This is a genomic window from Halopseudomonas sp., assembly GCF_036960865.1.
Lineage (GTDB): Bacteria > Pseudomonadota > Gammaproteobacteria > Pseudomonadales > Pseudomonadaceae > Halopseudomonas.
The window spans coordinates 421,148-443,693 of sequence record NZ_JBALWE010000002.1 but is presented as its reverse complement, the minus strand read 5'-3'; the positions used below and the strand labels follow the sequence as shown (position 1 = coordinate 443,693).

Below are 22,546 nucleotides of genomic sequence, written 5' to 3'. Positions count from 1 at the left end.
GTTAACGAAATCGCGGGACAGACGGCAGCTGGCAAAGCTGGAATGGGGCAAGGCAGATCGCTAGAATACGCCGTTTTCAGCTACGGCTATCACCTGATGCCGCCCTGCGAGGTCATTGATGTCCACCACCCCGTCCGCCCCTAAAGTCGGCTTCGTTTCCCTCGGCTGCCCCAAAGCCCTGGTCGACTCGGAACGCATTCTTACTCAGCTGCGCACCGAGGGTTATCAGGTGGTGCCCACCTATGAAGATGCCGACGTGGTAGTGGTCAACACCTGCGGCTTTATCGACACCGCCAAGGCTGAATCGCTGGATGCCATCGGCGAAGCCATCGCCGAAAACGGCCGCGTGATCGTCACCGGTTGCATGGGTGTGGAAGAAAGCGCGATTCGCGACGTGCACCCCAGCGTGCTGGCCGTTACCGGTCCGCAGCAATACGAGCAGGTGGTCAGCGCCGTGCACGAGGTTGTGCCTCCGCGCGCCGACCACAACCCGCTGATCGACCTGGTACCGCCGCAGGGCATCAAGCTCACCCCGCGTCACTACGCTTACCTGAAGATTTCCGAAGGCTGTAACCACAGCTGCAGCTTCTGCATCATCCCCTCCATGCGCGGCAAGCTGGTCAGCCGCCCGGTGGGTGATGTACTGAGTGAAGCCGAGCGTCTGGCCAAGGCCGGGGTGAAAGAAGTGTTGGTGATTTCGCAGGATACCAGCGCCTACGGCGTCGACATCAAGTACCGCACCGGGTTCTGGAATGGCCGCCCGGTCAAGTCGCGCATGACTGAAATGTGCGAAGCCCTGAGCGAGCTGGGCATCTGGGTACGCCTGCATTACGTGTATCCCTACCCGCACGTGGATGAACTGATCCCGCTGATGGCAGCGGGCAAGATCCTGCCTTACCTCGACATCCCCTTCCAGCACGCCAGCCCCAAGGTGCTCAAGGCGATGAAACGCCCGGCCTTTGAAGACAAGACCCTGGCGCGCATCAAGAACTGGCGCGAGATCTGCCCCGAGCTGACCATTCGCTCGACCTTCATCGTCGGCTTCCCGGGTGAAACTGAAGAAGACTTCCAGTACCTGCTCGACTGGCTGACCGAAGCGCAGCTCGACCGCGTGGGTTGCTTCAAGTACTCACCCGTTGAAGGCGCACCCGCCAACGACCTGGGCCTCGACCCAGTGCCGGAAGACGTGCAGCAGGACCGCTGGGAGCGTTTCATGGCGCACCAGCAAGCCATTTCTACCGCGCGTCTGCAGCAGAAAGTCGGCAAGACCATTCAGGTCATCATCGATGAGGTAGACGAAGAAGGCCCGATCGGTCGCTCGATGGCCGACGCGCCCGAGATCGACGGCAACGTTTATATCGATACCGACGAGCCGCTGCAGCCGGGCGATCTGGTCACCGTCACCGTGACCGATGCCGACGAGTACGACCTCTGGGCGCAGCTAGCGTAAGCGAAACAGCGCAGCCTACTTCCGCTGCGGCAGACAACGCCGGCTCGCAGAGCTCTCTTCCAGGAACGGTCGAGTACTAACTCGACCATCGCCTCAACGGATCACGGTCAAGGCAGCCAAGCCGTTTGGCATTGATCTGGCTGCGCGGCATCCGGAAAATCCCTCACAGTCTGGCGCGTCCGCTGCGCGGAAACATTGAAAATCCAGGCAGCATGGCCGATCCTGTGGCGCGTATAACCACGCCAGGACACCAATAGGATGAAATGCTTCACACACACCACCGACGACGCCATCGGCATCTGTAAAATCTGCGCCAAAGGCCTTTGCATGCCCTGCACCACCGACACCGGCTCGGGTCTGGTGTGCTCCGAAAGCTGCGCGGCCGAACTCGCCGACCTGGATGAAATCATGCGCAAGAACAAAGTGCTGCTTGGCATCGGCAGCGCGCGCAAATCCATCCCCACCGGCCTGTTGATGTTCTTTTTCTTCGGCGTCATGTTTACCGGTTTCGGTCTGTATTTCGCTTTGGTAAAGGGCCGCGAGGATTATTTTCTGGTGCTGATGGGGCTGGGGTTTCTGGTCATCGGCGGCATTGGCTGGTGGCGTAACCGCAAGATCAATCTCAGCTGCTGAGACGCTGTCAACATTGTTTAGGCAGCATCAGCGACGGTGCGCAGGAAGTAGAACTCTGAGTCGACGCGAAGACCTGCGGGCAAGTAGCGTATCGGGAAAACGCGCTGGCTTCGGTTGAGGTGACCTACCGGCCAGCCAACCTGTATTCGCCGCGCGAGCTTTACACCATGGTGCGCTTCAATCAGCCGCCGGTATCGGTTGAATAACCTGCCCTAGCCGCGCAGCGCCATGACGCCGGCGGCCAGTCGAAACAACAGTGCTGCTGGCGAATGGTCCTTCGACTCAGACGATCTTCATCGGCTCAAGATTGACTACCTGATCGGCAATATCCCCCAGCCCCTCTTTCACTCCGGCCAGGTTCAACAGCGGGAATGACACTCCATCGACGATCTCTGTGGCCGTTGCGCCCTTCTTGTGCGCCGCCATCATTTGCTGGGCCAGGCAAATGATGGCCGCCAGGGAGCTTGGCTCCGGGTGATCCAGTGGCGCGCGCTGCTGCAGCACCGCCACGCACAGCTCGGTGGGTAGTTTCCATTCTTCCAACAAGGCAGCGCCCGCCTCGGGGCTGGTGAACTGAAAGCGGTCCAGCTCGGCCTGATTCCGATTTGCCCCTTCGTCCACCATCGTCTGCACTGCCTTGGCACGATTGGGCGTGGTCAGGTGCAACAGCAGGCGGCCGATATTACTGATGATGCCGGCCGTGAAGGCCACATCCGGTTCAACGGTCTTGGTCTTTTTGGCGATAATTTTGCAAATTTCGCCAGTCTCGAACGATTCATTCCAGAAGCGTTTTACGTCCAGCCCCTCTACCTCGCCGGTAACCGAGCCGGAAAGGCCGGAGGAGATAACCAGAATCTTCAGCCGATCAAAGCCAATGCGCACAATGGCCTCGTCGATGGAGTTCACCTTGCGCGGCAACCCGTAATAGGAGGAGTTGACCATGCGCAGAATCTTGACCGACAAAGTCGGATCTCGGGCCACCTTGGTGGCGATAAGGTCCAGATCAGCCTTGTCGTCAGACAGCACCTGAATCAGCTCTTTAACCACCTCGGGCACATTTGGCAGCTTGTCTTTTTGCGCCAATAACTCACTTATATTCATCGTTCGGCTTCCTTGACATCGGGGGTAGTGTCGCAGCGTCATCTCGCGCTCGAAGCACCATCGTTTCCCTGACAACCTGCACACCCCTAATCAGGTTACAGCCGCAGCAAAACTCAGGGCCTGTGCTGTCCAGCGGCAGGGGAAAGACGTAAACGGCCTGGACACCCTCAAAATAGTTGCCGCCCAATGGGAAAGCAAGACGCCGCAAGCATTGCTGCGGCCCTACAGCCCGGGCAAACCAAGCGGCTGCGGCGGCGTGCGGTAGCCCGCCGTACTGCTCTTTGCATGCACAGCGCTTGGTACGCTCGACACCTTTAGCTAACATGGGCACAGTAATGGCACCATGGAACAGCAGTTAACCCAATGGATGGTCGCAGGATGACGTTAACCCGTATCTTTGTTTTGCTGATGCTGCTGTTTTCAGCAATGGCCGTCAGTGCCGAGCCACGCGTTCTGCTCGACGCCCCCGCCGTCAACCTCACCGACTTTCGCATCGGCTATTACATCGATGACTCGCGGGAACTGACCTATACCCAGATACGCGACCGCAGCTTCCGGGAAACCGCCAGCACGGCCAGTCTGGGCACCAATGCCCGCGTGGCCTGGTACAAGGTCATCATGGAGAATACCTCGGGTATGGAGCTGGCACTGGATATCCAGATGCCACACGCCTACCACGTCAAGTCAGTCGCCTTTTATGAAGAGCGCAACGGCCAACTGGTACGCAGCGAAACGCTGGATCTCGACAACCTGGCAGACAGCCACATCATGTACCGCGGCGTGGCCGTCTATCCCGTCAGCCTGCCAGCCGACTCGGTCACCACCGTCTATGTGCGCAGCTTTGCCTATTCGCACCAGTGGTTCGCCCTCAACATTTTCGACCAGGAGCACTCGCGCAAGGCATTGGTGGGTACCAACAATGACGTCGCCCTGCTCGTCGGCATGATGCTGGCCCTGGTGTTCTACAACTTCCTGCTGTACTTCGCCACCAGCAAGCTGGAGAACATCTTCTACTCCTTCTATCTCGTCTCCGGGTTGGTCTGGATCGCGCTGTCTTACGGCCTGGTTGCCAGTCTGTTTGATGTCTATGGCGAGCAGGTATTCATGCTCAACATCTCGCTGATCACCATGCCAATCTTTCTGGTGTTGTTCATGATGGCGATCTTCGAAACCAAAACGCGATACACCACGGAGCACCGCTGGTTGCAGGCGTTGCTATTGCCGCTATTTGTGGTGCTTGTATGGGGGCTGTTCGATATTTCCGCGGCGCTCAAACCCGCCAGCACCCTTGCCGTCATCATGATGCTGATTACCCTTTCGGTCACCTTCTCGCTACTGCGCAAGGGCAACCCTTTGGCCAAGTTCTTCCTGATTGGCCATGGTTTTTTCGTCATCTTCAACGTTATGGCGGTGCTCTTTTACAAGGGCCTGATAGAACCCACCTATGTCGCCAGCCACGGAGTCGGCATCGGCATCATGCTGGAGGCATTGATGCTCGCGTTCATCATTTCGCACCGCATCAAGATTCTGGAAGACATTCGTGCCTCGCAGGACGAGCTGAAAAAACAGGCCGCCACTGACCCGCTGACGCGCCTCTACAACCGCCGCTATTTCTTTGCCGAAGCCGGTTATCTGATGGAGGTAGCCAAGGCGCACCAGCAGCCACTTGCCATACTGGCCATCGATATCGACCGCTTCAAACAGGTCAATGACTCCCACGGCCACGCAGTGGGCGACCAGGTGATCATTACCCTCGCCCGCACACTGAAGGCCCAAAGTCGCAACAAGGACCTACTCGCCCGTTTTGGCGGTGAAGAGTTTGTCATGCTGCTGCCCGAGACCGACACCGAGCAGGCCCTCGCGTGCGCCGAACGCGTGCGCGCCGCGATTGCCGCCCAACGCATCGCCGCAAGCCCCACAGAGCAGCTGACCCTGACCGTGAGTATTGGCGTAACCTCCGTCAACCTCACCACAGACAGCATAGAAACCGCGCTGAATCGGGCAGATCAGGCGCTGTATGAAGCCAAGCACAAAGGCCGCGATCAGGTGTGCCTGAACAACGACAACCAAACCACCGAGCCCGGCGTCACGCAAAACCCCTGACGCGCCACTCGCAAGGACGCCCCATGCATCCACCGGCCTACCCGCATGATCCAATCCAGCAACTCTACTCCGGCATTTACTGGGTGCAGGGCAGCATCCGCATGGCGCCCGGGCTACGCATGAACCGCAACATGATCATTGTGCAACATCAAGGCGAGCTCACCCTGATCAACCCCGTGCGCCTGAGTGAACAAGGCCTGGCGAGCCTCGAGGCACTGGGCAAGGTTACGCACCTGCTGCGTCTGAGTGACTTCCACGGCATGGACGATGCCTTCTACCTTGAGCGCTACAGCTGCGCGTTCTGGGCGCAACCCGGGCAAGCCACCTACCCGCAACCTGCACCCGACCACGTGATCACCGAACAGGTTGCGCCGCCGCTACCCGACGCCGCGTTCTTTATATTCCGCACAGCTATCTACCCGGAAGCCGCTCTGTTGCTCAAACAACACAAACTGCTGGTCACCGGTGACAGCGTGCAATACCACGCAGACTTTCGCTATTTCAGCGTCATTACCCGTCTGGTCTTCAAGCTGCTGGGCTTTAAAAAGGGGGTCAACATTGGTGGGCCTTGGCGAAAACGCGTCACGCCCAAAGGCGGCTCGCTGCGCGCCGACTTCGACAGCCTGCTAAACCTTGATTTCGACGCCCTGATCGCCGCCCATGGCCAACCACTCGCCGGCGGCGCCAAGGCCGCGCTGCGGCGAGAGGCAGAGCAGGTTTTCAAATGACGCCAGCCTTGCACCGGCCAGCTTGTGCCACCACCCACCACCGCCCTGAGTACGCAGCATGCACCCTCCGGTAATACAGGAAGAAACCACCGGCTGCGGCATCGCCGCCGTGGCTAACATACTTGGCAAGACCTACACCCAGATGCGTGCCATCGCCAACGGCATGGGCATTTATGCCGCAGACACCGCGCTGTGGTCAGATACCCAATACGTACGTCGCCTGCTAGCTGATGCCGGCGTTGCCACTTCGCCAACTGAAGCCCCCTTCACCCATTGGCAAGCGCTGCCGGATCTGGCGTTACTGCCCATCAAACATCATCAGGACGGAGGGAAGGAGTTCTGGCATTGGGTGGTGTTCAAGCGAGAGGCCGGCCAGCCGGTAGTGCTGGACTCTGCCAGCTACCTGGATGAAAACTGCAGAACCGATTTTGACCAGATGCACCCACGCTGGTATATCGCCGTCACGCCGCCCCAGCGCAAAGGGGCTGACAGCCAGGTAACCGATTAGGGAAACAGCATGAGCGCATCACTCAGCAACGTCATCCTCTACGCCAGAAACATGCAGCTCACCGCCGCATTCTATCGGCAGCATTTTGGCTTCACGGGCAACGGCGAGGTGGTGGAAGGCTTGATCGAGCTGAGAGCGGAAGATGGCGGCTGCAGCATCCTGATTCATCAAGCAGCCAAGAGCCTGAAGTTCGGCCAGGCCACCGTCAAACTGATGTTCAGCGTGCAGGATGTAGACGCCTTCAAAGCGCTCAGCGCAGAACAAGGCTTGCTCTTCGGCAGCACTCATCACGCCAACGGCTACAGCTTCGCCAACGCCAAAGACCCGGACCAGAACAATATCTGCATCTCCAGCCGAGCGTTCCGCAAACTGGCTTGACCTGGCTGCATAGCCGCCGTTTGCGCCAAGGCCACGCCCGCGCTATCGCCGCCCCGGCATGACCTCAAACGGGCGTTACGCCCACAGTCTCACCGCAGTGTTCTAGCCACCGGACAGGTACAGCCCTTTCCTTTCGTAAAAAACCGCCTTATCATCGCGAACGGTTATCAATACGATTACGTTTACCAAGGAAAGTTCACTGATGCCTGTATCCCACTCTTCCGCTACGGCCCTCCCGCCTACCAACACCGCAAAACATGCAGCCCTGCGCCCACTGACGCTGGCCGTGCATCTGCTCGCGACCGGCATGGCCGCGGCTTCCCTGCCCGCTTACGCGCAACAGGCCGACACAACAACCGAGGGTAGCGCCACACTGGCACCGCTGACCGTTACCGGCAAACACGACGCTCAGGTAACCGAAGACACTGGCTCCTACACTACTGATGAAGCCCGTACCGCCACCCCACTGGGCCTGTCTCTGCGTGAAACGCCGCAGTCGGTAAGCGTCGTTACCCAGCAGCGCATTCAGGATCAGGACATGCAGACCATCCTGGACGTGGTCAATAACGCCACCGGCGTATCCGTCAACCGCTATGAAACCAGCCGCGCACAGTTCAATGCGCGGGGTTTTAATATCAACGCATTGATGATCGATGGCGTCCCCACCATCTGGGAGCAGCCTTGGAGTTCGGGGGAGATTTTCACCAGCCTGGCCATGTATGACCGGGTAGAAATCGTGCGCGGCGCCAATGGTTTGATGGCCGGTTCAGGCGACCCCTCGGCCTCCCTGAACCTGGCGCGCAAACGTGCCAATAGCCGTTATCTGACGGGATCGCTGGAAGTCAGCGGGGGCACATGGGACACCTACGGCACCCTGGGCGACGTCTCAATGGCGCTGAACGAAGCCGGCACCGTACGCGCCCGTCTGGTGGGCGAGTACAACGAGGGCGACAGCTGGATAGACCTGCACACAAACCAACGCGAAACCCTCTACGGCACGATGGACGTTGACCTGAGCGACAACACCACCCTCTGGTTTGGCTTGAGCCGTCAAGAGAACAACTCCGATTCGCCCATGTGGGGAGGCTTACCGGTTTGGTATGCCGATGGCAGCCGCACGGATTGGAGCCGCTCCAAGACCACATCCGCCAAATGGAGCAAATGGGATAGCAGCTATGAAACCCGGTTCATCAACCTGGACCACACCTTTGCCAATGATTGGCAGCTCCATCTGAGCTACAACCGCGGCGAGCGGAACTCGGACTCGGCCTTGCTGTATATCTCCGGCAATCCGGATAAGACCGGCGCAGTGCCCATGAGCACCTTCCCGGCGGTATATCAAACCAAGACCGTTCAGGACGATTACAGCGTCCGTTTAGATGGCCCCTTCTCTTTGCTTGATCGTGAGCATGAGTTGGCGTTCGGCTACATCTACAGCGAACAGGATTTCGACGCCGACACCCGCCAGGCACTCAGCGGGTTCGGTGGCGTGACTGACTTTGACGCCTACAACGGCAACTTTCCCGAGCCTACCTGGGGCAACCGCATCGAATATGGCTATGGCGACATCACTCAGAAGGCCCTCTACGCCGTCACCCGCCTTAACCTCACTGACGATCTGAAGCTGATTCTGGGTGCGCGCGACAACACTTATGAGAAGGAAAGCTACGACATTTATACCCCGGCCCCAACCAACACCGATGTCGGGCATGAGTTAACCCCCTACGCAGGTGTAATTTACGACCTGACCCAGGCGATCTCGGTTTACGCCAGCTATACCGATATTTTCCAGCCGCAAACCGAACGCGACATCAACGGGCAGCAGATTGAACCCATCATTGGAGAAAGCTACGAAATCGGCGCCAAGAGCGAGCTGTACGACGGGCGCCTGAATTTGTCTGCTGCGATCTTTAAGATCAAGCAAGACAACCTGGCAATTAAAACCGAAGACAAGGTCATCGGCAGCCCCACCAATGAGGCGGCCTACGCCGCAGGCGACGCCACCAGTGAAGGTTTTGAGCTGGAAGTGTCCGGCGAGCTAGCGCCCGGCTGGAACGTCTCGGCAGGTTACACCCAGTTTGATATTGAAGACTCGACCGGCAAAACGGTAAACACGCTCTACCCCACCAAGTTGCTGCGCACCTTCACGACCTACCGCTTTCAGGGTCCGCTTAACAAGCTGACCGTCGGCGGCGGCGTGAACTGGCAAGATAGCATCTACACCTATGCCACCAACCCCGCAGGAGACTTGGAAAAGATCCAGCAGGACGCCTACGCCCTGGTCAATCTGATGGCCCGTTACGACATCACCGATAACCTCTCGGCTCAGGTGAACGCCAACAACGTGACCGACGAAAAGTACTTCGATATTTTCAATGCCTACGACGCCCTGACCTACGGCGCGCCCCGCAGCATTACCGCATCCGCCAAATACCGCTTCTGATGCACCTCACGCGGGGCTGGCAGCAGCCCCGCGTACCCTCCAGGCTGTTACAGCCCTAGATACTCCGCAATCAGAAACGCCTCGCCCTGCCCTTCGTGCTTGCCAAAATAACTCACCGGCTCGCGCTCGCCGTCCTCGATGTAACCCACCTCGCAATCAATCTCGTATTTTTTCGCCAGATCGTTAAACAGGTTCACCGGGAAGTTCAGCTGAATGTGCTTCTTGATCGGTTGGCTGATACCCAATTGCCAGTCTTCGCAATCATCGCTCGCGCAGTCATTGATCAGCGTAACCTGGTTCGCCTCGTTCGCCTCAGCGTACGCCTGCAAGGCCACCTGCAACTCAGGCAGGTTTTGCCGCAGCTTCTTTTCCTGCTTCTCTTCAAGACGGTCAGTGGCGATGAGTACGTATATAAGCATGTGAAGTACCGGAGCTAGGCTGGAGTTTGCGGCCACTTTACCACAGGGCAGCGCCCTGCCTCGCAGGTGTGGCGGCAAGCCAACCCTTTCACACTAAGAGACGCACGCCACGCCTAACCAAAGCGCTTGGCGCACCCGAAAAATGAACCAAAAACCCGGGTTGGCACCACAAAAAAACTGTAGCACTATGCCAGTAACTGCAAGCCAGCCTACGCCCCTCCGGACGCAGCAAGGACGCTCGCTTACAGCCTGACTGCCACACGCAGTCGGTATAACACGCGACTAATGGTGTTATACCGACTGCGATATAACGTGCACAGATGAGCTGAGGTAAAACATGGAAAGTACTGATTTTAAAATATTTTTACCGCTAGCGCGCGGCGGTTGCCGCGCGCTATATCGGAGCGTTCTATCTAATCACTGTTGGGCTTAAAAATGCCAAATCCATATGTACTCGAAAGACTTAGCGGCCTACTCGCGGGCCTCAATGCCACCTATGCGGCAACGGCTAGCTCGGCGGCAGCTGCTAAGGGTGCCGGACGTGCAAACTTCATAGATTCGTTTTTGAAGCAGGTTATACCCCCAGGTTGGCGCATCAGCACAAATGGGGAAATCACCGACGCGGGAGGTACAAAAACGGGTGAACTCGACATCATCATTGAGAATGGCTTTTTCCCGAGCTTACCCGTCATCGGCATTGAGTCGTCCCGGCTCTACTTCGCGGAGGGAGTGGCGGCCGTTATCGAAGTGAAGTCGAACCTTCAGGGACAGTGGAGCGAAGCGGTCAGCACTGGCGCAAAGTTGGAAGCTCTGGACCGGCACATAAAAGGGGGCATCATGGGCGGCAGTAGTGGGCCTTTCGTTATCCAGTTGCCAATGACGATTAACAATGCCAATCTTCCAAAGATGTCACCAATGCCGAAGGACATTATCAAGAAGAAGGTGCCCTACTTTGTCGTCGGCTACAAAGGGTGGAGCAATCCTGAAACTATCGTGGCAAAGCTGGATGAGGCAGGCGGGAGCATCTCTGGAATCCTTCAACTCGATATAGGCTACTTCGCCGGTAGTGCCGCATTTGACAGCGTGAGAGCAACAGGCGCTCTTTCTCTTCTTGGTTTTCTAAATAGCATCAATGAAGCTTCGTCTTACATCAAATCGGCGACAGCTGACCTGTTGTCTTATGGCCGCTGAGCTTGCCCAACAAGCGCTTCCAGCCGACATCCCGGCCTCTGCGGCTACGCCGCTCCAGCCGGGCCGCGGCTGAAGCTGGGCGTTAGAAGGAGAAGAATAGATGGCATGGAGGTCGACGCAAGAAATCGTAGATCGCTTTGGTCTTGAAGCAGCACCTAATGATTTTGAGTCACTTAACCGAGAGCTGCGCCAGCGACTTACTGATTTGCATCCTGACAAGACAGGTGGGCACTTCGAAACCGAAGACCACAAGATTGAGTACGATGAGGTTAGGACTGCTCGTGACTTTGTGAGTACGTTGGAGAATGCCTCTCAGAATGTTGTAACCATTGAGCAATTACCCGCCTTGCTGAACGCCCTTCAAATTGCACAGGCCAGCCAGCAGCACGGACAGGACCGGCAACTTCGTGCAGAAGTGCGTGACGAGAATCGCCGAGAACTGCATTCCCGCTATACCGCCCCGCGCGTGGGATCAGGTGTTTTTGCGGCGCTAACCGGGGCGTTGTTCACGTTTAGCGGGGCACTCGCTGACCATCCCGTATTGGGAAATCTAGCGGATAATTACTATATACAGCTCGGCTTGTTAGCTCTTTCGGGATACAGCGCAGTATTTTTCGGGCTAACTTGGTATTTTGAGCAGCGTGCCGAAGCCCGCGTTGATTTCTTGCTGTCCGAGCAAGGGATGCAGATCGTATTCGATGATCTTGTCCAAGACCTAATGCAAGGAAGCGGTTCGTTAAGATTCTCGCGGAGACGGGTGGCAGAAATAGTCTCACGATACTGCGACGGCCGGGAAACGGCTAGAGGGTTACCGATGTTGCTTGGGCGGCAGGGGGTCAAACCTGCCACTATCGATCGGATAGTTCAGCTTCACGTGTCCGAATGGGAAAGTCGCGGTGCTATTAAACAAGTAGATGTGCCATCGGTTGAGCGCATATACGACTTGAATCAGCAGGTTGTGGACTCCCGGGATTCCTTCTAACAAGGCTAGGCACGGCGACGGATTTTTCGTTGCGGCCTCGCCTCCACTACAAAGCCGCGTATGCTGGCGGCGTTAAATTTACTGGAGTAAATTTTGACTAAAGATGAATTTGATGAACTATATCTATTTCTCCGTCAGAAGGTTTCTGCCGCTGGGCTAAGTCAAATAGATCAAATTATTGACATGGAATTTACCCGTTACCTAGACGGTAAAGAATCAGTTGAAAGGTATATTGAGTACTTATTGAGGATGCTTAAAGAGCGAAATACTAAAATTGGTGACTCTATACTCGATCTCCTCAATTACTCTATTAAAACCAAGTCGGGAAAACCAATCAAAGACATTGAAGTGTCATTTTCCCGAGAAGAATCTAAGCGTTACAACAAGCAATCTGAAAATATTCGCAAAGGCAAAGACTATTCAGACTTAATATCCAGAATAGAGAGCTTTAATTACAAACTCTCTCAAACTCCAGAAAACACACCAAGAGGGCCTAGCAATGGACCTGGCTTCCCTTAAAAATGAGATAATTAACATGCTTCAAGAAAATGTTGAAGCATCTGAAGAATCGGACTATCAAGTCATAAAAGACGATGAGAAAGCTGGAAAGCTTTACGAAGCATATGTATTGGCTTCAGTTTGTAGCTCTTTGAAAAATAAGGAAGGTTTGCGACTAGAGCTAAGCGTTGGCGAGAAAATTTACCTTAAGCGTGGTACAGGACCAATAAATAGGGCTTACCCCTGCATAGAGGCATATCGCGATGATGAGTTGGTGGCTGAAATTTGGACTGACGTGTGCTTTATGTCTCAGAGTTACTTAAGGACCTCCGAATACTTCCGGTCAACAACACCTCAGTATGGTGACTATCATGAGCTGGATATCCTTATGGTTGAGCCGAAATTAGATTCTTACCCACTACCAGAACAAATCTGGTTAGGTGTCGAGTGTAAAAATACCGGAATGAGGAAAGGTATATTAAAAGAAATACTAGGTGTCAGAAGAGAATTGAGTTTTATCAACGAATTAAGAAAAACAAAATTCAAAAATTGGCCTCAAACCGAAGCTAAGTCTAATCCACCTTGTTGTTTAATGCTCTACTCAAGTGATGAGGCAGTTGAAAAGTATAGAAATACCGGTATTTTTTACGACATTAAGTTCATGCATCAAGAAATGGAGTGAAATTTAACAAACAAAGCCAGCGGATGCTTCGCACCGCTGCTTTAGGCGCTAAACCCCGCAGGAGCAATGCGTGCACTCGTCTCGTAACGCAGAAATCTGGCAACTGCTACTTCAGATCGCAGCAATCCTTTCTGTAGCCGGATCGCTCTTACTCTGGCTCTTCTTCTTCACCTTGTACTGGCCATATAGAAACCTCTTCAATGAGGAGGGCCGCTACTTCGATGAAGATAGTGCGGTCGTCTACCACGAGCACAATGGCCTATTGGTCGTGCCGGCATTGGCTCTGCTGCTACTGGCGATATTATTCACTTTTCGTTGGTGGGCTCGCCGCCGTGTTCGCAAGGGCGGCCCCTAACGGGAAACCGGCTCAGATGAACATTTGGCCAGTTTTCCACAGCCTTGGCTTTGCTAGTGCGCGACAAAAAAAGGCCCTAACGGGCCTCTTTTTCAGACTTGATCAAGCAGCTTAGAACTTGAACAGCCCCCAACAGAATAAAAATCAACATCGCTTTCAATGCCGTACCATTCCCACTCACCGACGATAATCAACGCAATACCGGACGTATCGGCCGGAGGCCAGCGACCAAAAAGCGAAGAATTTTTGGCACGTGATGAACCGCCCGATCGCACATCAACACCCTTCCACCCTATTGCGACCCGCATTTTTCGCGCGGTAGAGCGCAGCGTCTGCCTGTTCTTTGAGCTCTTCCAGACTGTTGGATTCGCTCGGTACCATGGAGCACACGCCTGCGCTGATGGTCACTCGTTTGCTGGTATCGGAAAGCTCGTGCTGCATTGCCGCCTGTTCAATCGCGGCTCGACAGGCTTCGGCAACGAGGCTGCCGTTGGCCGTGTCGGGCAGAATGATCGCGAACTCTTCGCCTCCGTAGCGGGCCAGCATGTCGGTCGGCCTGCGCACGACGCGTTGTAGAATGCGCGCCACATTCCTCAGGCACTCATCACCAGCGGGGTGCCCGTACTGATCGTTGTAGTGTTTGAAGTGGTCTATATCCAGCATGATCAATGACAGTGGTTGGCTTTGTCGCATACCGCGAGCCCACTCCTGCTCAAGAAACTGATCAAAATGCCGTCGGTTCGCCAGCTGGGTCAAACCGTCGGTGAGGGACATCTTTTCCAGCTTCTCCTTGCTGGCAACAAGCGCGCGGTTCCGATTGACGTTGATCAGCGCATAGATCACCAGCAATGCGGTGAAAAAAGAACCAGACACCATGATCAGGGCTGGCAGAAAGCTCCGTCGGGCATCGACATAGGTCTGCGATGGCTTGGCTTGAATCTGCCAGGTACGGCCGGCCACCTCGGCCAGCAGGGTTTTGTAACCCATACTGCTCACCCACTTGGGCTCTGCAGGGCCGGCATTACTGTACAACTGGTTAGGTTGCGCGTCGGTAACATCTACTACCTGAAACAGCAGATTGCGGTTGTTCCTGATACCAATGGCCTGGTTGGCCAGCTCTCCCACCAGGAAGACGCCATTGATGTAACCATAATGGGCTTCGCGCCGTTGCTCCAGGTTGGTCGGTCGGCCCTTATAAAGCGGAGCAAATACCAAAAAACCCTGTTTCTTTTCCGACTCTTGTACCAGCTTGATGCCAGCAGTCGCAACCAGCCTGTCCGTGTCGCGTGAGGCTTCGATCGCCGCGCGGCGATTGGCTTCACTGGCCAGGTCAAAACCCATCGCAGCCGCGTTCTTATCCAATGGCGCTATGAATTGCACAGGGACGTACAGACTCCGTTCAGCTACAGGAATCACTCTGTTTTCAGCATCCCTTTCGCTAAGGCGCCAACCCGGAAAATGGCGTTGCTGTTCCCTTTCAAAGGTGGCTATCTCGCTGCGCTCAACGATCGGGGCCCAGGCGAAGGCCATGATTACCGGTGAACGCTCGAGTATGCCATCGGTGATGGATGTGAAACGCTCTGCATCCATACCGGGTACCACCTCGATGGCCGCTTTCAAAGCAAACAGCACCTCCAGGTTGAGCAGCACCTCCCGCTCCAATACTGCGGCAATCTGGTCCACATCCCCCTGAAATTCGCTGGATATAGCCTGGGTCTCCTGAACGTAAAAGCTACGGCTCATTGCCGCGCAAAGAGACATCCCCAACACAGCGAGGATCGCGATGGCCACGAAGGGAGAGCGCCTCAAATGGGCGCCATTGGCCACATGGGCTTCAGCGTTCTAATACTATTCACGGCAAGGGGCTCCCGATAATGATTCACGCGAATAACCACTGCCACTGACCGCGCAGCAATTCGTGATTATGAGGGCCCTTGAGGGAAACAGTTCCGCACAGAGGTAGGGAAAACAGGCAAAATGCCAGCACCATCACTGCGTGCCATAGCATTGCTCTCACTCAGGTAACAGCAGGCCCTGCTGAATGGGCAAGGGCTGCTGGCAATCACGCCTTGTGTGATTTCAGCATCCAGACATAGGCTGAGCGAGAACTTGAGTGCCAACGGCGGTTTTTCAGACGGGGCTTCAGGCTTGATGCCACATCGCCCTACCTTTATTCCTTAGGCCCGGCGCCTGTACGATGCACAAATGCAATTGGCAGGTAATTGGGGTCAGATGAGTAATATTCACTTGGCCTCGTGCACCTGGCGCTCCCCTGCTCTCGCGTCACAAGGGCGTTCATTTGCGCTGATCAAACTGGTCGGAATTCAGCTAAAGGTAAGGACACATGTTATTAACTCGTTGGGTTTTCATTTCTTTTTTTCTGGTCGCGCTGACCGGCTGCCAGTCAGCCTACTATGGCGCGATGGAACGGGTTGGCGTTCACAAGCGCGACATCATGGTCGATCGGGTTGAGTCGGCCCAAGACGCGCAAACCGATGCCAAAGAGCAATTCGAATCGGCGCTGGCGCAGTTCCGCTCCATTATCCAGATCAAGGATCAGGATCTGGCCACCCGCTACGACAAGCTGAACAGCGAATACGAAGACAGCAAAGCCGCCGCTGAATCGGTGACCGATCGTATTGATGCGGTGGAAGATGTGTCTGAGGCATTGTTCGATGAGTGGGAGGATGAAATCGAGCTATACAGCAGCGCCAACCTCAAGCGCCAGAGTGCCGCCAAGCTTTCCCAGACCCGGCGGCAATACCAGGCGCTCATCAAAGCCATGCGCAGCGCTGAGTCCAGCATGGAGCCGGTGTTGCGCGCCTTTCAGGATCAGGTGCTGTTTCTCAAGCACAATCTGAACGCGCGAGCGATTGACTCGCTCCAGGGTGAACTGGGGAGCATAGAGACGGATGTCGCCCAGCTGATCAGAGAAATGGAAAGATCGATCGCCGAATCAGAAGCTTTTATCAGCAGCTTGCAGAACCAGGATCAATAGTCGGCAATGGCGTTAGCGCCTTAGAGGGCAAGATTGCTTTGGGGCAGACGCTGGAGCCAGATTGGCTCCAGCGTTCTGGGCTGGCCATGCGGCCAGAGACAAATCTCAGCTCTGCGGCTTGATCAGGAACTTCTCTCCAGTCGCCTGTTTGCCGTATACCGCCATCGATTCCAGTTTTAACGCACCGGCCAGCGATACTTCATGCGTGTAGCTGCTGGCGAAGGTGGTTTTGATTTCGGCGGCGATGCGTTTGCGCATGGCGGCGACGGTGTCGTTACCCAGTTTGCCCAGCGCGTTGAACAACAAGAAGCCGTTCACACCCCAGGCAAAACCGAAGCTGCGGTTGAGGGTGATGGGGCCGCGATCCAGGCCGCCATAGATATACACCTGCTTGTAGATGTCCGATCCGTAGACGCTGTATTGCGTCATGTTGCGTGAGACGGCGGCTTCCATGCAGGTGAGGATGTCGCTGGCCAGGCGACCGCCACCAATCGGATCGAAGGCGATGGTCGCGCCGGTGTCGATCAGCGCCTGGGTCAGGTCGGCCATGAAGCTGTCGCTGCTGGAATTGACCACATACTTGGCGCCCTGCTCGCGCAGCAGCGCTTCCTGCTCTGGCTTGCGGACGATATTGACCAGGTCGATGCCATCGGCAATACAGATGCGATTGAGCATTTGCCCCAGGTTGGAGGCAGCGGCAGCATGCACGATCGCCTTGTGCCCTTCCGCGCGCATGGTTTCGACCATGGCCAGGGCGGTCAGCGGGTTAACAAAGCTGGAGGCGGCTTCAACCGCAGTGGTACCCGACTCCAGTTCCAGACAGCTTTGCACATTGGCACGCAGGAATTTGCGGTAGCTGCCACCGCCGATAAAGGCGACGGTTTTGCCCATCAGGGCTTGGGCCGCGGCAGATGAGCCTGCAGCAATAACGGTACCTGCGCCTTCGTTACCCACGGGGATCGCCTTGCCAATGCGCTTTTTAACCGCGCCCATGAACTTGGCAGGCACGTCGGCATGGATAACCGGCCGCTCGGCGCTGCCGGATTGCTTGGCCGTGGTCATATCGGCGGCGCTGAACATCACGCCCAGATCAGACGGGTTGATGGGCGCGGCCTCGATACGGATGATCACATCGTTCTCGCCCGGCTCGGGGATCTCGATCTCGCGCAGGGCCAGCTCCAGTTTGTTGTCTTCGCTGATGGTTGATACCAGTTCGATGTTGATGTCCGACATTTTATTCTCCTGAAAGGTGGTGGGGTCTGGCATGGCGCCCAGGGGTCTGGCTACCGACAAACAGTGAGCGACCTTTGGCGCCTGCCTGATCCGCGTCGCGGGACTGTCTTATCATAGGCCTTAAAACCCATTCACATGAACGCTTTAACCTGTGGGTGACGGCTGTGAATGGGGCGACATTTCGCTCAAGGGTGCCGCGGCGGGGCCTCACTCCTCGCCTGCTGCCTGGGCGGCCTTACCCTCACACCCTTGAATCAGCCGTGACAGACCCTTCCAGCGCCCTCGCCGCCGCCGCCAAAACCGGCTCGCGTAGTGGTCAGGCTTGAGCGCCTGTGTCTACAATGGCCCAAACCCGCAAGACTGATATCAAGAAAAGGCCTTTCGACAATGGTTTTCAGCTTTCACCGCAGCGCCGCCCTATGTTGAAACACTGGTTCAGCATTCTCCGCGCCGCCATCCAGAACTGGCTTGATAGCCAGGCCTTTATCTACGCTGCCGCCCTGGCCTTTTTTACCGTCTTTTCCATCGCACCGGTGCTGGTTGTGGTGGTGGCCCTGGTTGGGCTGATTCTGGGTCAGAGCGCTGTACAAGGGGAGCTGTTTGCGCAGCTGGAGGGCACGCTCGGGCCAGAGGCCGCCGGCGTGATACAAACCGCGGTGGTTAATTCGCAGATTGACAATAGCGGCCCCTGGCCGGCGTTGATCGGGATTCTTGCCACCGTTGTGGGCGCCACCACGGTGTTTGCCAAGATGCAGCAGTCGCTGAATCAGATCTGGGGCGTGGCGCCCCGGCCGACGCGCAACAATCTCTGGCTGTTTATCAAAAGCCGCCTGTTATCGCTCACCATCATTCTGGCCATTGGCTTCATTTTGCTGGTGTCGCTGATGCTGTCGGTCGCCTTCAGCGCCCTCACGGCCTTTGCCGAAGGCTGGTTGCCGATTCCTGGCCCGGCCATGGTGGGGATGGAGTTGGCGCTGTCGTTGCTCGTCACTACCCTGCTGTTTGCTGCCATGTTCAAGATTCTGCCCGACGTGCTGCTGTCCTGGCGCGAGGTAATACTGGGCGCTTTCATTACCGCCGTGCTGTTTACCGTGGGCCGCTCGCTGATCGCTACCTATCTGGCCTATACTGCCACGGCATCGGCCTACGGCGCCGCCGGCTCGCTGGCGCTGCTGCTGCTGTGGGTGAACTATTCATCCATGATCCTGCTGTTTGGCGCAGCTTTTACCCGCGCGCATCTGGAGGGCCGGGGCAAGTCTGTGCGCCCCAAGAGCACGGCGGTGCGCGTGCAGCGGGAGCTGATTGCCCAGGCGCCCCAGGAGGGAGGCTAATGCGGCTAGCAAGGCCATGGCTCGGCGTTGGCTTTGTAACCAGCAAAAATGGACCAATACCCAGCAATCACCACGGCTTATAAGTTTAAAAAATCACCCGACAGCCCGCGCCCGCCCCTAAGATACCCAAACAACAATAAGACGGAGCATAGGCATGAAAAAGGGAATCATCTCGATAGCACTGCTGCTGGTAGTGGGTTGCGGCATTGTCTGGGCAACGGCCGACAAGGACATGCGCCGGCTGCTGCTGAACCTGCCCACCGATACCAATGTACTCTTCTGGTCTACCGAGCAGCGCGATGCGGGCTTTCGGGCGCTGGATCGTGTACCGCTGCTGAGTGAATCGAGTGTAATTACGGCTGGCGGCAAGGTTTATCCCCTGCCCGAGGGAGCGCCCCTGGACGTGGGCGTCGACGTGGATGCCTATATGGACGCGCAACGCGCTGCTGCGCTGATCATAGTGCACAAGGGCAAGATACGGCTGGAGAAGTACGGCCTCGACTTTGGCCCCGAGGGCCGCTGGACCAGTTTCTCGGTCGCTAAATCCTTTACCTCTACCTTAGTAGGAGCCGCCATTGAAGACGGCTACATCAACAGCGTCGACGACATGGTCTCTGACTACATTCCCGACCTCAAGGGCTCGGCCTACGACAACGTCACCATCAAGCAGCTGCTGACCATGACCTCGGGCGTGGCCTGGAACGAAGACTACGCCGACCCGCAATCGGATGTGGCGCAGTTCAACAAGCACACACCCGAACCGGGCGTGGATGCGACCGTGAGCTACATGCGTCAGTTGCAGTCCGAAGCCGAACCCGGCACCAAGTGGGTGTATAAAACCGGCGAGACCAACCTGATTGGCGTGCTGGCCAGTTCCGCCGCCAACAAACCGTTGGCTGAATACCTCTCCGAAAAGGTCTGGAAGCCCTTTGGCATGCAGCAGGACGCGACCTGGCTGCTGGGCAGCACCGGGCATGAAATTGGCGGCTGCTGCATTCAGGCCGCGACCCGTGACTATGCTCGCTTCGGGCTGTTCATGCTCGGTGGCGGCATTGCCGATGGCGAACGGGTAGTACCCGTGGGCTGGATTGCCGAGGCCACCACCAAACAGGCGGATATTGGCCGCCCCGGTGCTGGCTATGGTTACCAGTGGTGGACGCTGGATGACGGCGCCTATATCGCCCAGGGCATTTTCGGTCAGGGCATCTTTATCGACCCCAAACGCCAACTGGTGATCGCCTCCAACGGCAACTGGCCGCAGGCCACCGATATGCAGGGCGGCAGCCAGGGGAAAGAGCGCCTCGCGTTCTTCCGGCAGGTGCAACAGGCCATAGATAACGAGGCCCAGCCCTGATCTATCACCCTGACCTAGCTGGATTCCGACCATGAAAGCATTCCTGCCCTGCGCCCTGCTGCTACTCCTGATGGTCATTCCAAAGGCCCCCCAAGCCCGCTCCATGGCGCAGGAGGTGCGCCTGCCGGTCGTACAGGGATGGCAGATCAGTGCGACCCGGAAGATCGGTGCAGTGACCTGCGCCGCACGGCGACGTGACACGGACGGGCAGCGACTCTACCTCTCAGTCAGAGTCATAGCCGAGCGCGAGAGTACCTGGGATCTGCAGGTTACCACTCGCCATCGAGCCCTGGCGGCCGACGCAACGCAGACGACCGCCAGCCTGCTGGCGGCGGGTACGCCAGTCGCCACAGGTCGTGCGGTGGCCCTTGGTTCGGGTACAGACAGCCAAGGCGCCGGGCGCTTTGTTCGTTTTGAGTTTGCAGCACTGACGAACGGCGTGGAGTCGATAAAGCAGGCGTATGCAGTCGAGTTGGCGGCGCCGGGCTTGGCGCCATTACAGATTGAATCAATAGCGCCGATAGTCACCGCCCTAGAGCAATGCCAGCGCGACAGTGTGAATCCTGCTTTCTGGAACAAGGCGGTAACCCTCTGTAATTGAACAGGGACTAAATGTGGGACGTTTTATTGATTGTTAGCCTGCCATTCGCCAAACGCGCCGTCATGCCGACTGAACCCAAAGCGCGCTTCGTGATCCCTGTTCTAGCAGCCTGCGTCTGCTTCATCCCACCCTGCACGCTGCGTTTATCAACGGAGGTACCCCATGCACCTGGAAGGCTCCTGCCACTGCGGCCGCGTTCACTTCTCGCTGGAATCCGCGCAGCCCTACCCGTTCAACCTGTGCTACTGCTCCATCTGCCGCAAGACGGCGGGCGGTGGCGGCTATGCCATCAACCTGGGCGGCGATTATCAAACGCTCAAGGTCGCGGGCATGGAGCATGTGAAGGTGTATCAGGCGATGATCACCGACGCTGAAACCGCAGAGCAGCGGCAAAGCTCGGGGCAACGGCATTTTTGCAGCGAGTGTGGCAGCGCGCTCTGGCTCTGGGACCCGAACTGGCCAGAGCTGGTGCACCCACTGGCCTCAGCCATTGATACCCCGCTGCCGGTGCCGCCAGAGCGCACGCACCTGATGTTGGGCTCAAAGGCGCCCTGGGTTAACGTACAGGCCGCGCCGAATGACAAGCTGTTTGATGTGTACCCGGATGAATCACTGGCCGAATGGCACGAACGGCTGGGGCTAAACAGCTAGTGCGCACAATACAACCAATCCAGAATGTCTAACCATGCCAAGACTGACGCTATACCTGCTGTTTTTCCTTGCCCTGCCACTGCAAGCCGCCGAGCAGGAGCGCGCCGACTGGGCTCCGGTATTTGCCGCGCAGGATGCCGTAGGCACCATTGTGGTGGTGGATGAACGCCAGCCGAGCAAACCCACCTGGGTGCATAACCCCGAGCGCGCCGCAAAGCGCTACTCGCCTGCCTCGACCTTCAAGATTCCACATACGCTGATGGCGCTGGATGCGGGCGCGGTGACGGACGAGTTTCAGGTCTTCCCCTGGAATGGCGTAGAGCACAGCTACGCCGGCCACAATCAGGATCAGACCCTGCGCTCGGCCATGCGCCACTCCACCGTGTGGGTGTATCGCGGTTTTGCCAATGCCATCGGCGAGCCCAAGGCCCGCGCCTATCTGCAGCGGCTGAATTACGGCAATGCCGACCCCAGCGTAGCGCGAGGCGACTACTGGATCGACGGCAAGCTGGCGATCTCGGCCAGGGAGCAGATCACCTTTTTGCAGCAGCTTTACCGCAATCAGCTGCCATTCGATGTAGCGCATCAGCGGCTGACCAAGGACGTGATGATTGTGGAAGCCCAGCGCGATTGGATACTGCGCGCCAAAACCGGCTGGGAGGGTCGTTACGGCTGGTGGGTAGGCTGGGTTGAGTGGCCAGAAGGCCCGGTGTTTTTTGCGCTGAATATCGACACCCCCAACCGGCTGGACGACCTGCACAAGCGCGAAGCCATTACCCGTGCTGTGCTACGCAGCATTGATGCGCTGCCCGCAGCCGACTGAGGTCAAGCCGCAACTCACCTGACCCTGCTTGTACCAGCCGCCGAGACAACAAAGCGCCATGCAGTAAGCTAGCGCGCCAACAGA

21 protein-coding genes are annotated in these 22,546 nt (G+C 57.0%); 17 read left to right on the top strand and 4 right to left on the bottom strand.

The window, feature by feature from the left end; genetic code table 11:
- The first annotated feature begins 118 nt into the window (after positions 1–118).
- Both rimO and V7747_RS04465 read left to right on the top strand, forming a co-directional pair.
- The gene (rimO, locus tag V7747_RS04470; protein ID WP_335614843.1) at positions 119–1,450 is read left to right on the top strand and encodes a 30S ribosomal protein S12 methylthiotransferase RimO; all 1,332 of its coding nucleotides are present in this window, start codon (positions 119–121) and stop codon (positions 1,448–1,450) included.
- 258 nt (positions 1,451–1,708) lie between these two features.
- Complete coding sequence (locus V7747_RS04465; RefSeq protein WP_335614842.1) at positions 1,709–2,083, top strand: hypothetical protein; 375 nt, start codon at positions 1,709–1,711, stop codon at positions 2,081–2,083.
- Positions 2,084–2,365: 282 nt separating this feature from the next.
- On the opposite strand, the gene V7747_RS04460 is transcribed toward V7747_RS04465, so the two are convergent.
- Entirely contained in the window at positions 2,366–3,184 is an 819-nt protein-coding gene (locus V7747_RS04460; protein WP_335614841.1) for an HDOD domain-containing protein, read from the bottom strand.
- Positions 3,185–3,562: 378 nt separating this feature from the next.
- Here V7747_RS04460 and V7747_RS04455 point away from each other — a divergent pair, with 378 nt between their 5' ends.
- From V7747_RS04455 to V7747_RS04435, 5 genes are all read left to right on the top strand, one after another.
- Positions 3,563–5,287, top strand: coding sequence for a sensor domain-containing diguanylate cyclase (locus V7747_RS04455; RefSeq protein WP_335614840.1), 1,725 nt, complete (start codon positions 3,563–3,565; stop codon positions 5,285–5,287).
- Positions 5,288–5,310: 23 nt separating this feature from the next.
- Positions 5,311–6,015, top strand: coding sequence for a hypothetical protein (locus V7747_RS04450; RefSeq protein WP_335614839.1), 705 nt, complete (start codon positions 5,311–5,313; stop codon positions 6,013–6,015).
- A 58-nt stretch (positions 6,016–6,073) separates the two neighbouring features.
- The gene (locus V7747_RS04445) at positions 6,074–6,523 is read left to right on the top strand and encodes a hypothetical protein (RefSeq protein ID WP_335614838.1); all 450 of its coding nucleotides are present in this window, start codon (positions 6,074–6,076) and stop codon (positions 6,521–6,523) included.
- Positions 6,524–6,532: 9 nt separating this feature from the next.
- Positions 6,533–6,901, top strand: coding sequence for a VOC family protein (locus tag V7747_RS04440; protein ID WP_335614837.1), 369 nt, complete (start codon positions 6,533–6,535; stop codon positions 6,899–6,901).
- A gap of 202 nt (positions 6,902–7,103) precedes the next feature.
- Positions 7,104–9,344, top strand: coding sequence for a TonB-dependent siderophore receptor (locus tag V7747_RS04435; RefSeq protein WP_335614836.1), 2,241 nt, complete (start codon positions 7,104–7,106; stop codon positions 9,342–9,344).
- A 47-nt stretch (positions 9,345–9,391) separates the two neighbouring features.
- On the opposite strand, the gene V7747_RS04430 is transcribed toward V7747_RS04435, so the two are convergent.
- Positions 9,392–9,763, bottom strand: a complete 372-nt coding sequence (locus V7747_RS04430; protein WP_335614835.1) for a hypothetical protein — start codon at positions 9,761–9,763, stop codon at positions 9,392–9,394.
- Positions 9,764–10,198: 435 nt separating this feature from the next.
- Here V7747_RS04430 and V7747_RS04425 point away from each other — a divergent pair, with 435 nt between their 5' ends.
- The 4 genes from V7747_RS04425 to V7747_RS04410 all read left to right on the top strand — a co-directional run bounded on the left by V7747_RS04425 (position 10,199) and on the right by V7747_RS04410 (position 13,116).
- Positions 10,199–10,954 (top strand): DUF6602 domain-containing protein, encoded by a 756-nt coding sequence (locus V7747_RS04425; RefSeq protein ID WP_335614834.1) that lies wholly within the window; start codon positions 10,199–10,201, stop codon positions 10,952–10,954.
- A gap of 100 nt (positions 10,955–11,054) precedes the next feature.
- Positions 11,055–11,936 (top strand): hypothetical protein, encoded by an 882-nt coding sequence (locus V7747_RS04420; RefSeq protein WP_335614833.1) that lies wholly within the window; start codon positions 11,055–11,057, stop codon positions 11,934–11,936.
- Positions 11,937–12,029: 93 nt separating this feature from the next.
- Positions 12,030–12,455, top strand: coding sequence for a hypothetical protein (locus V7747_RS04415; protein WP_335614832.1), 426 nt, complete (start codon positions 12,030–12,032; stop codon positions 12,453–12,455).
- Positions 12,436–13,116 carry a hypothetical protein gene (locus V7747_RS04410; RefSeq protein WP_335614831.1) on the top strand — a complete coding sequence of 227 codons (681 nt, stop codon included), beginning with the start codon at positions 12,436–12,438 and terminating at the stop codon, positions 13,114–13,116. The genes V7747_RS04415 and V7747_RS04410 overlap by 20 nt, the downstream gene beginning before the upstream one ends.
- Before the next feature lie 631 nt (positions 13,117–13,747).
- On the opposite strand, the gene V7747_RS04405 is transcribed toward V7747_RS04410, so the two are convergent.
- Positions 13,748–15,214, bottom strand: coding sequence for a CHASE domain-containing protein (locus V7747_RS04405; RefSeq protein WP_335614830.1), 1,467 nt, complete (start codon positions 15,212–15,214; stop codon positions 13,748–13,750).
- A 601-nt stretch (positions 15,215–15,815) separates the two neighbouring features.
- Here V7747_RS04405 and V7747_RS04400 point away from each other — a divergent pair.
- On the top strand, positions 15,816–16,469 hold the full coding sequence (locus V7747_RS04400; RefSeq protein WP_335614829.1) for a DUF2959 domain-containing protein: 654 nt from the start codon (positions 15,816–15,818) through the stop codon (positions 16,467–16,469).
- Between the two features lie 105 nt (positions 16,470–16,574).
- Here the strand turns inward: V7747_RS04400 and V7747_RS04395 are convergent, their stop codons facing one another.
- Positions 16,575–17,702, bottom strand: a complete 1,128-nt coding sequence (locus V7747_RS04395; RefSeq protein ID WP_335614828.1) for a zinc-binding dehydrogenase — start codon at positions 17,700–17,702, stop codon at positions 16,575–16,577.
- Between the two features lie 419 nt (positions 17,703–18,121).
- On the opposite strand from V7747_RS04395, the gene V7747_RS04390 reads away from it, so the two are divergent.
- The 5 genes from V7747_RS04390 to blaOXA all read left to right on the top strand — a co-directional run bounded on the left by V7747_RS04390 (position 18,122) and on the right by blaOXA (position 22,462).
- Complete coding sequence (locus V7747_RS04390) at positions 18,122–19,033, top strand: YihY/virulence factor BrkB family protein (RefSeq protein ID WP_335614827.1); 912 nt, start codon at positions 18,122–18,124, stop codon at positions 19,031–19,033.
- A gap of 154 nt (positions 19,034–19,187) precedes the next feature.
- Entirely contained in the window at positions 19,188–20,387 is a 1,200-nt protein-coding gene (locus tag V7747_RS04385; RefSeq protein WP_335614826.1) for a serine hydrolase domain-containing protein, read from the top strand.
- A gap of 31 nt (positions 20,388–20,418) precedes the next feature.
- The gene (locus tag V7747_RS04380) at positions 20,419–20,988 is read left to right on the top strand and encodes a hypothetical protein (RefSeq protein ID WP_335614825.1); all 570 of its coding nucleotides are present in this window, start codon (positions 20,419–20,421) and stop codon (positions 20,986–20,988) included.
- Between the two features lie 162 nt (positions 20,989–21,150).
- The gene (locus V7747_RS04375; RefSeq protein ID WP_335614824.1) at positions 21,151–21,639 is read left to right on the top strand and encodes a GFA family protein; all 489 of its coding nucleotides are present in this window, start codon (positions 21,151–21,153) and stop codon (positions 21,637–21,639) included.
- 34 nt (positions 21,640–21,673) lie between these two features.
- Positions 21,674–22,462, top strand: a complete 789-nt coding sequence (blaOXA, locus tag V7747_RS04370; RefSeq protein WP_442909177.1) for a class D beta-lactamase — start codon at positions 21,674–21,676, stop codon at positions 22,460–22,462.
- Positions 22,463–22,546: the final 84 nt, after the last annotated feature.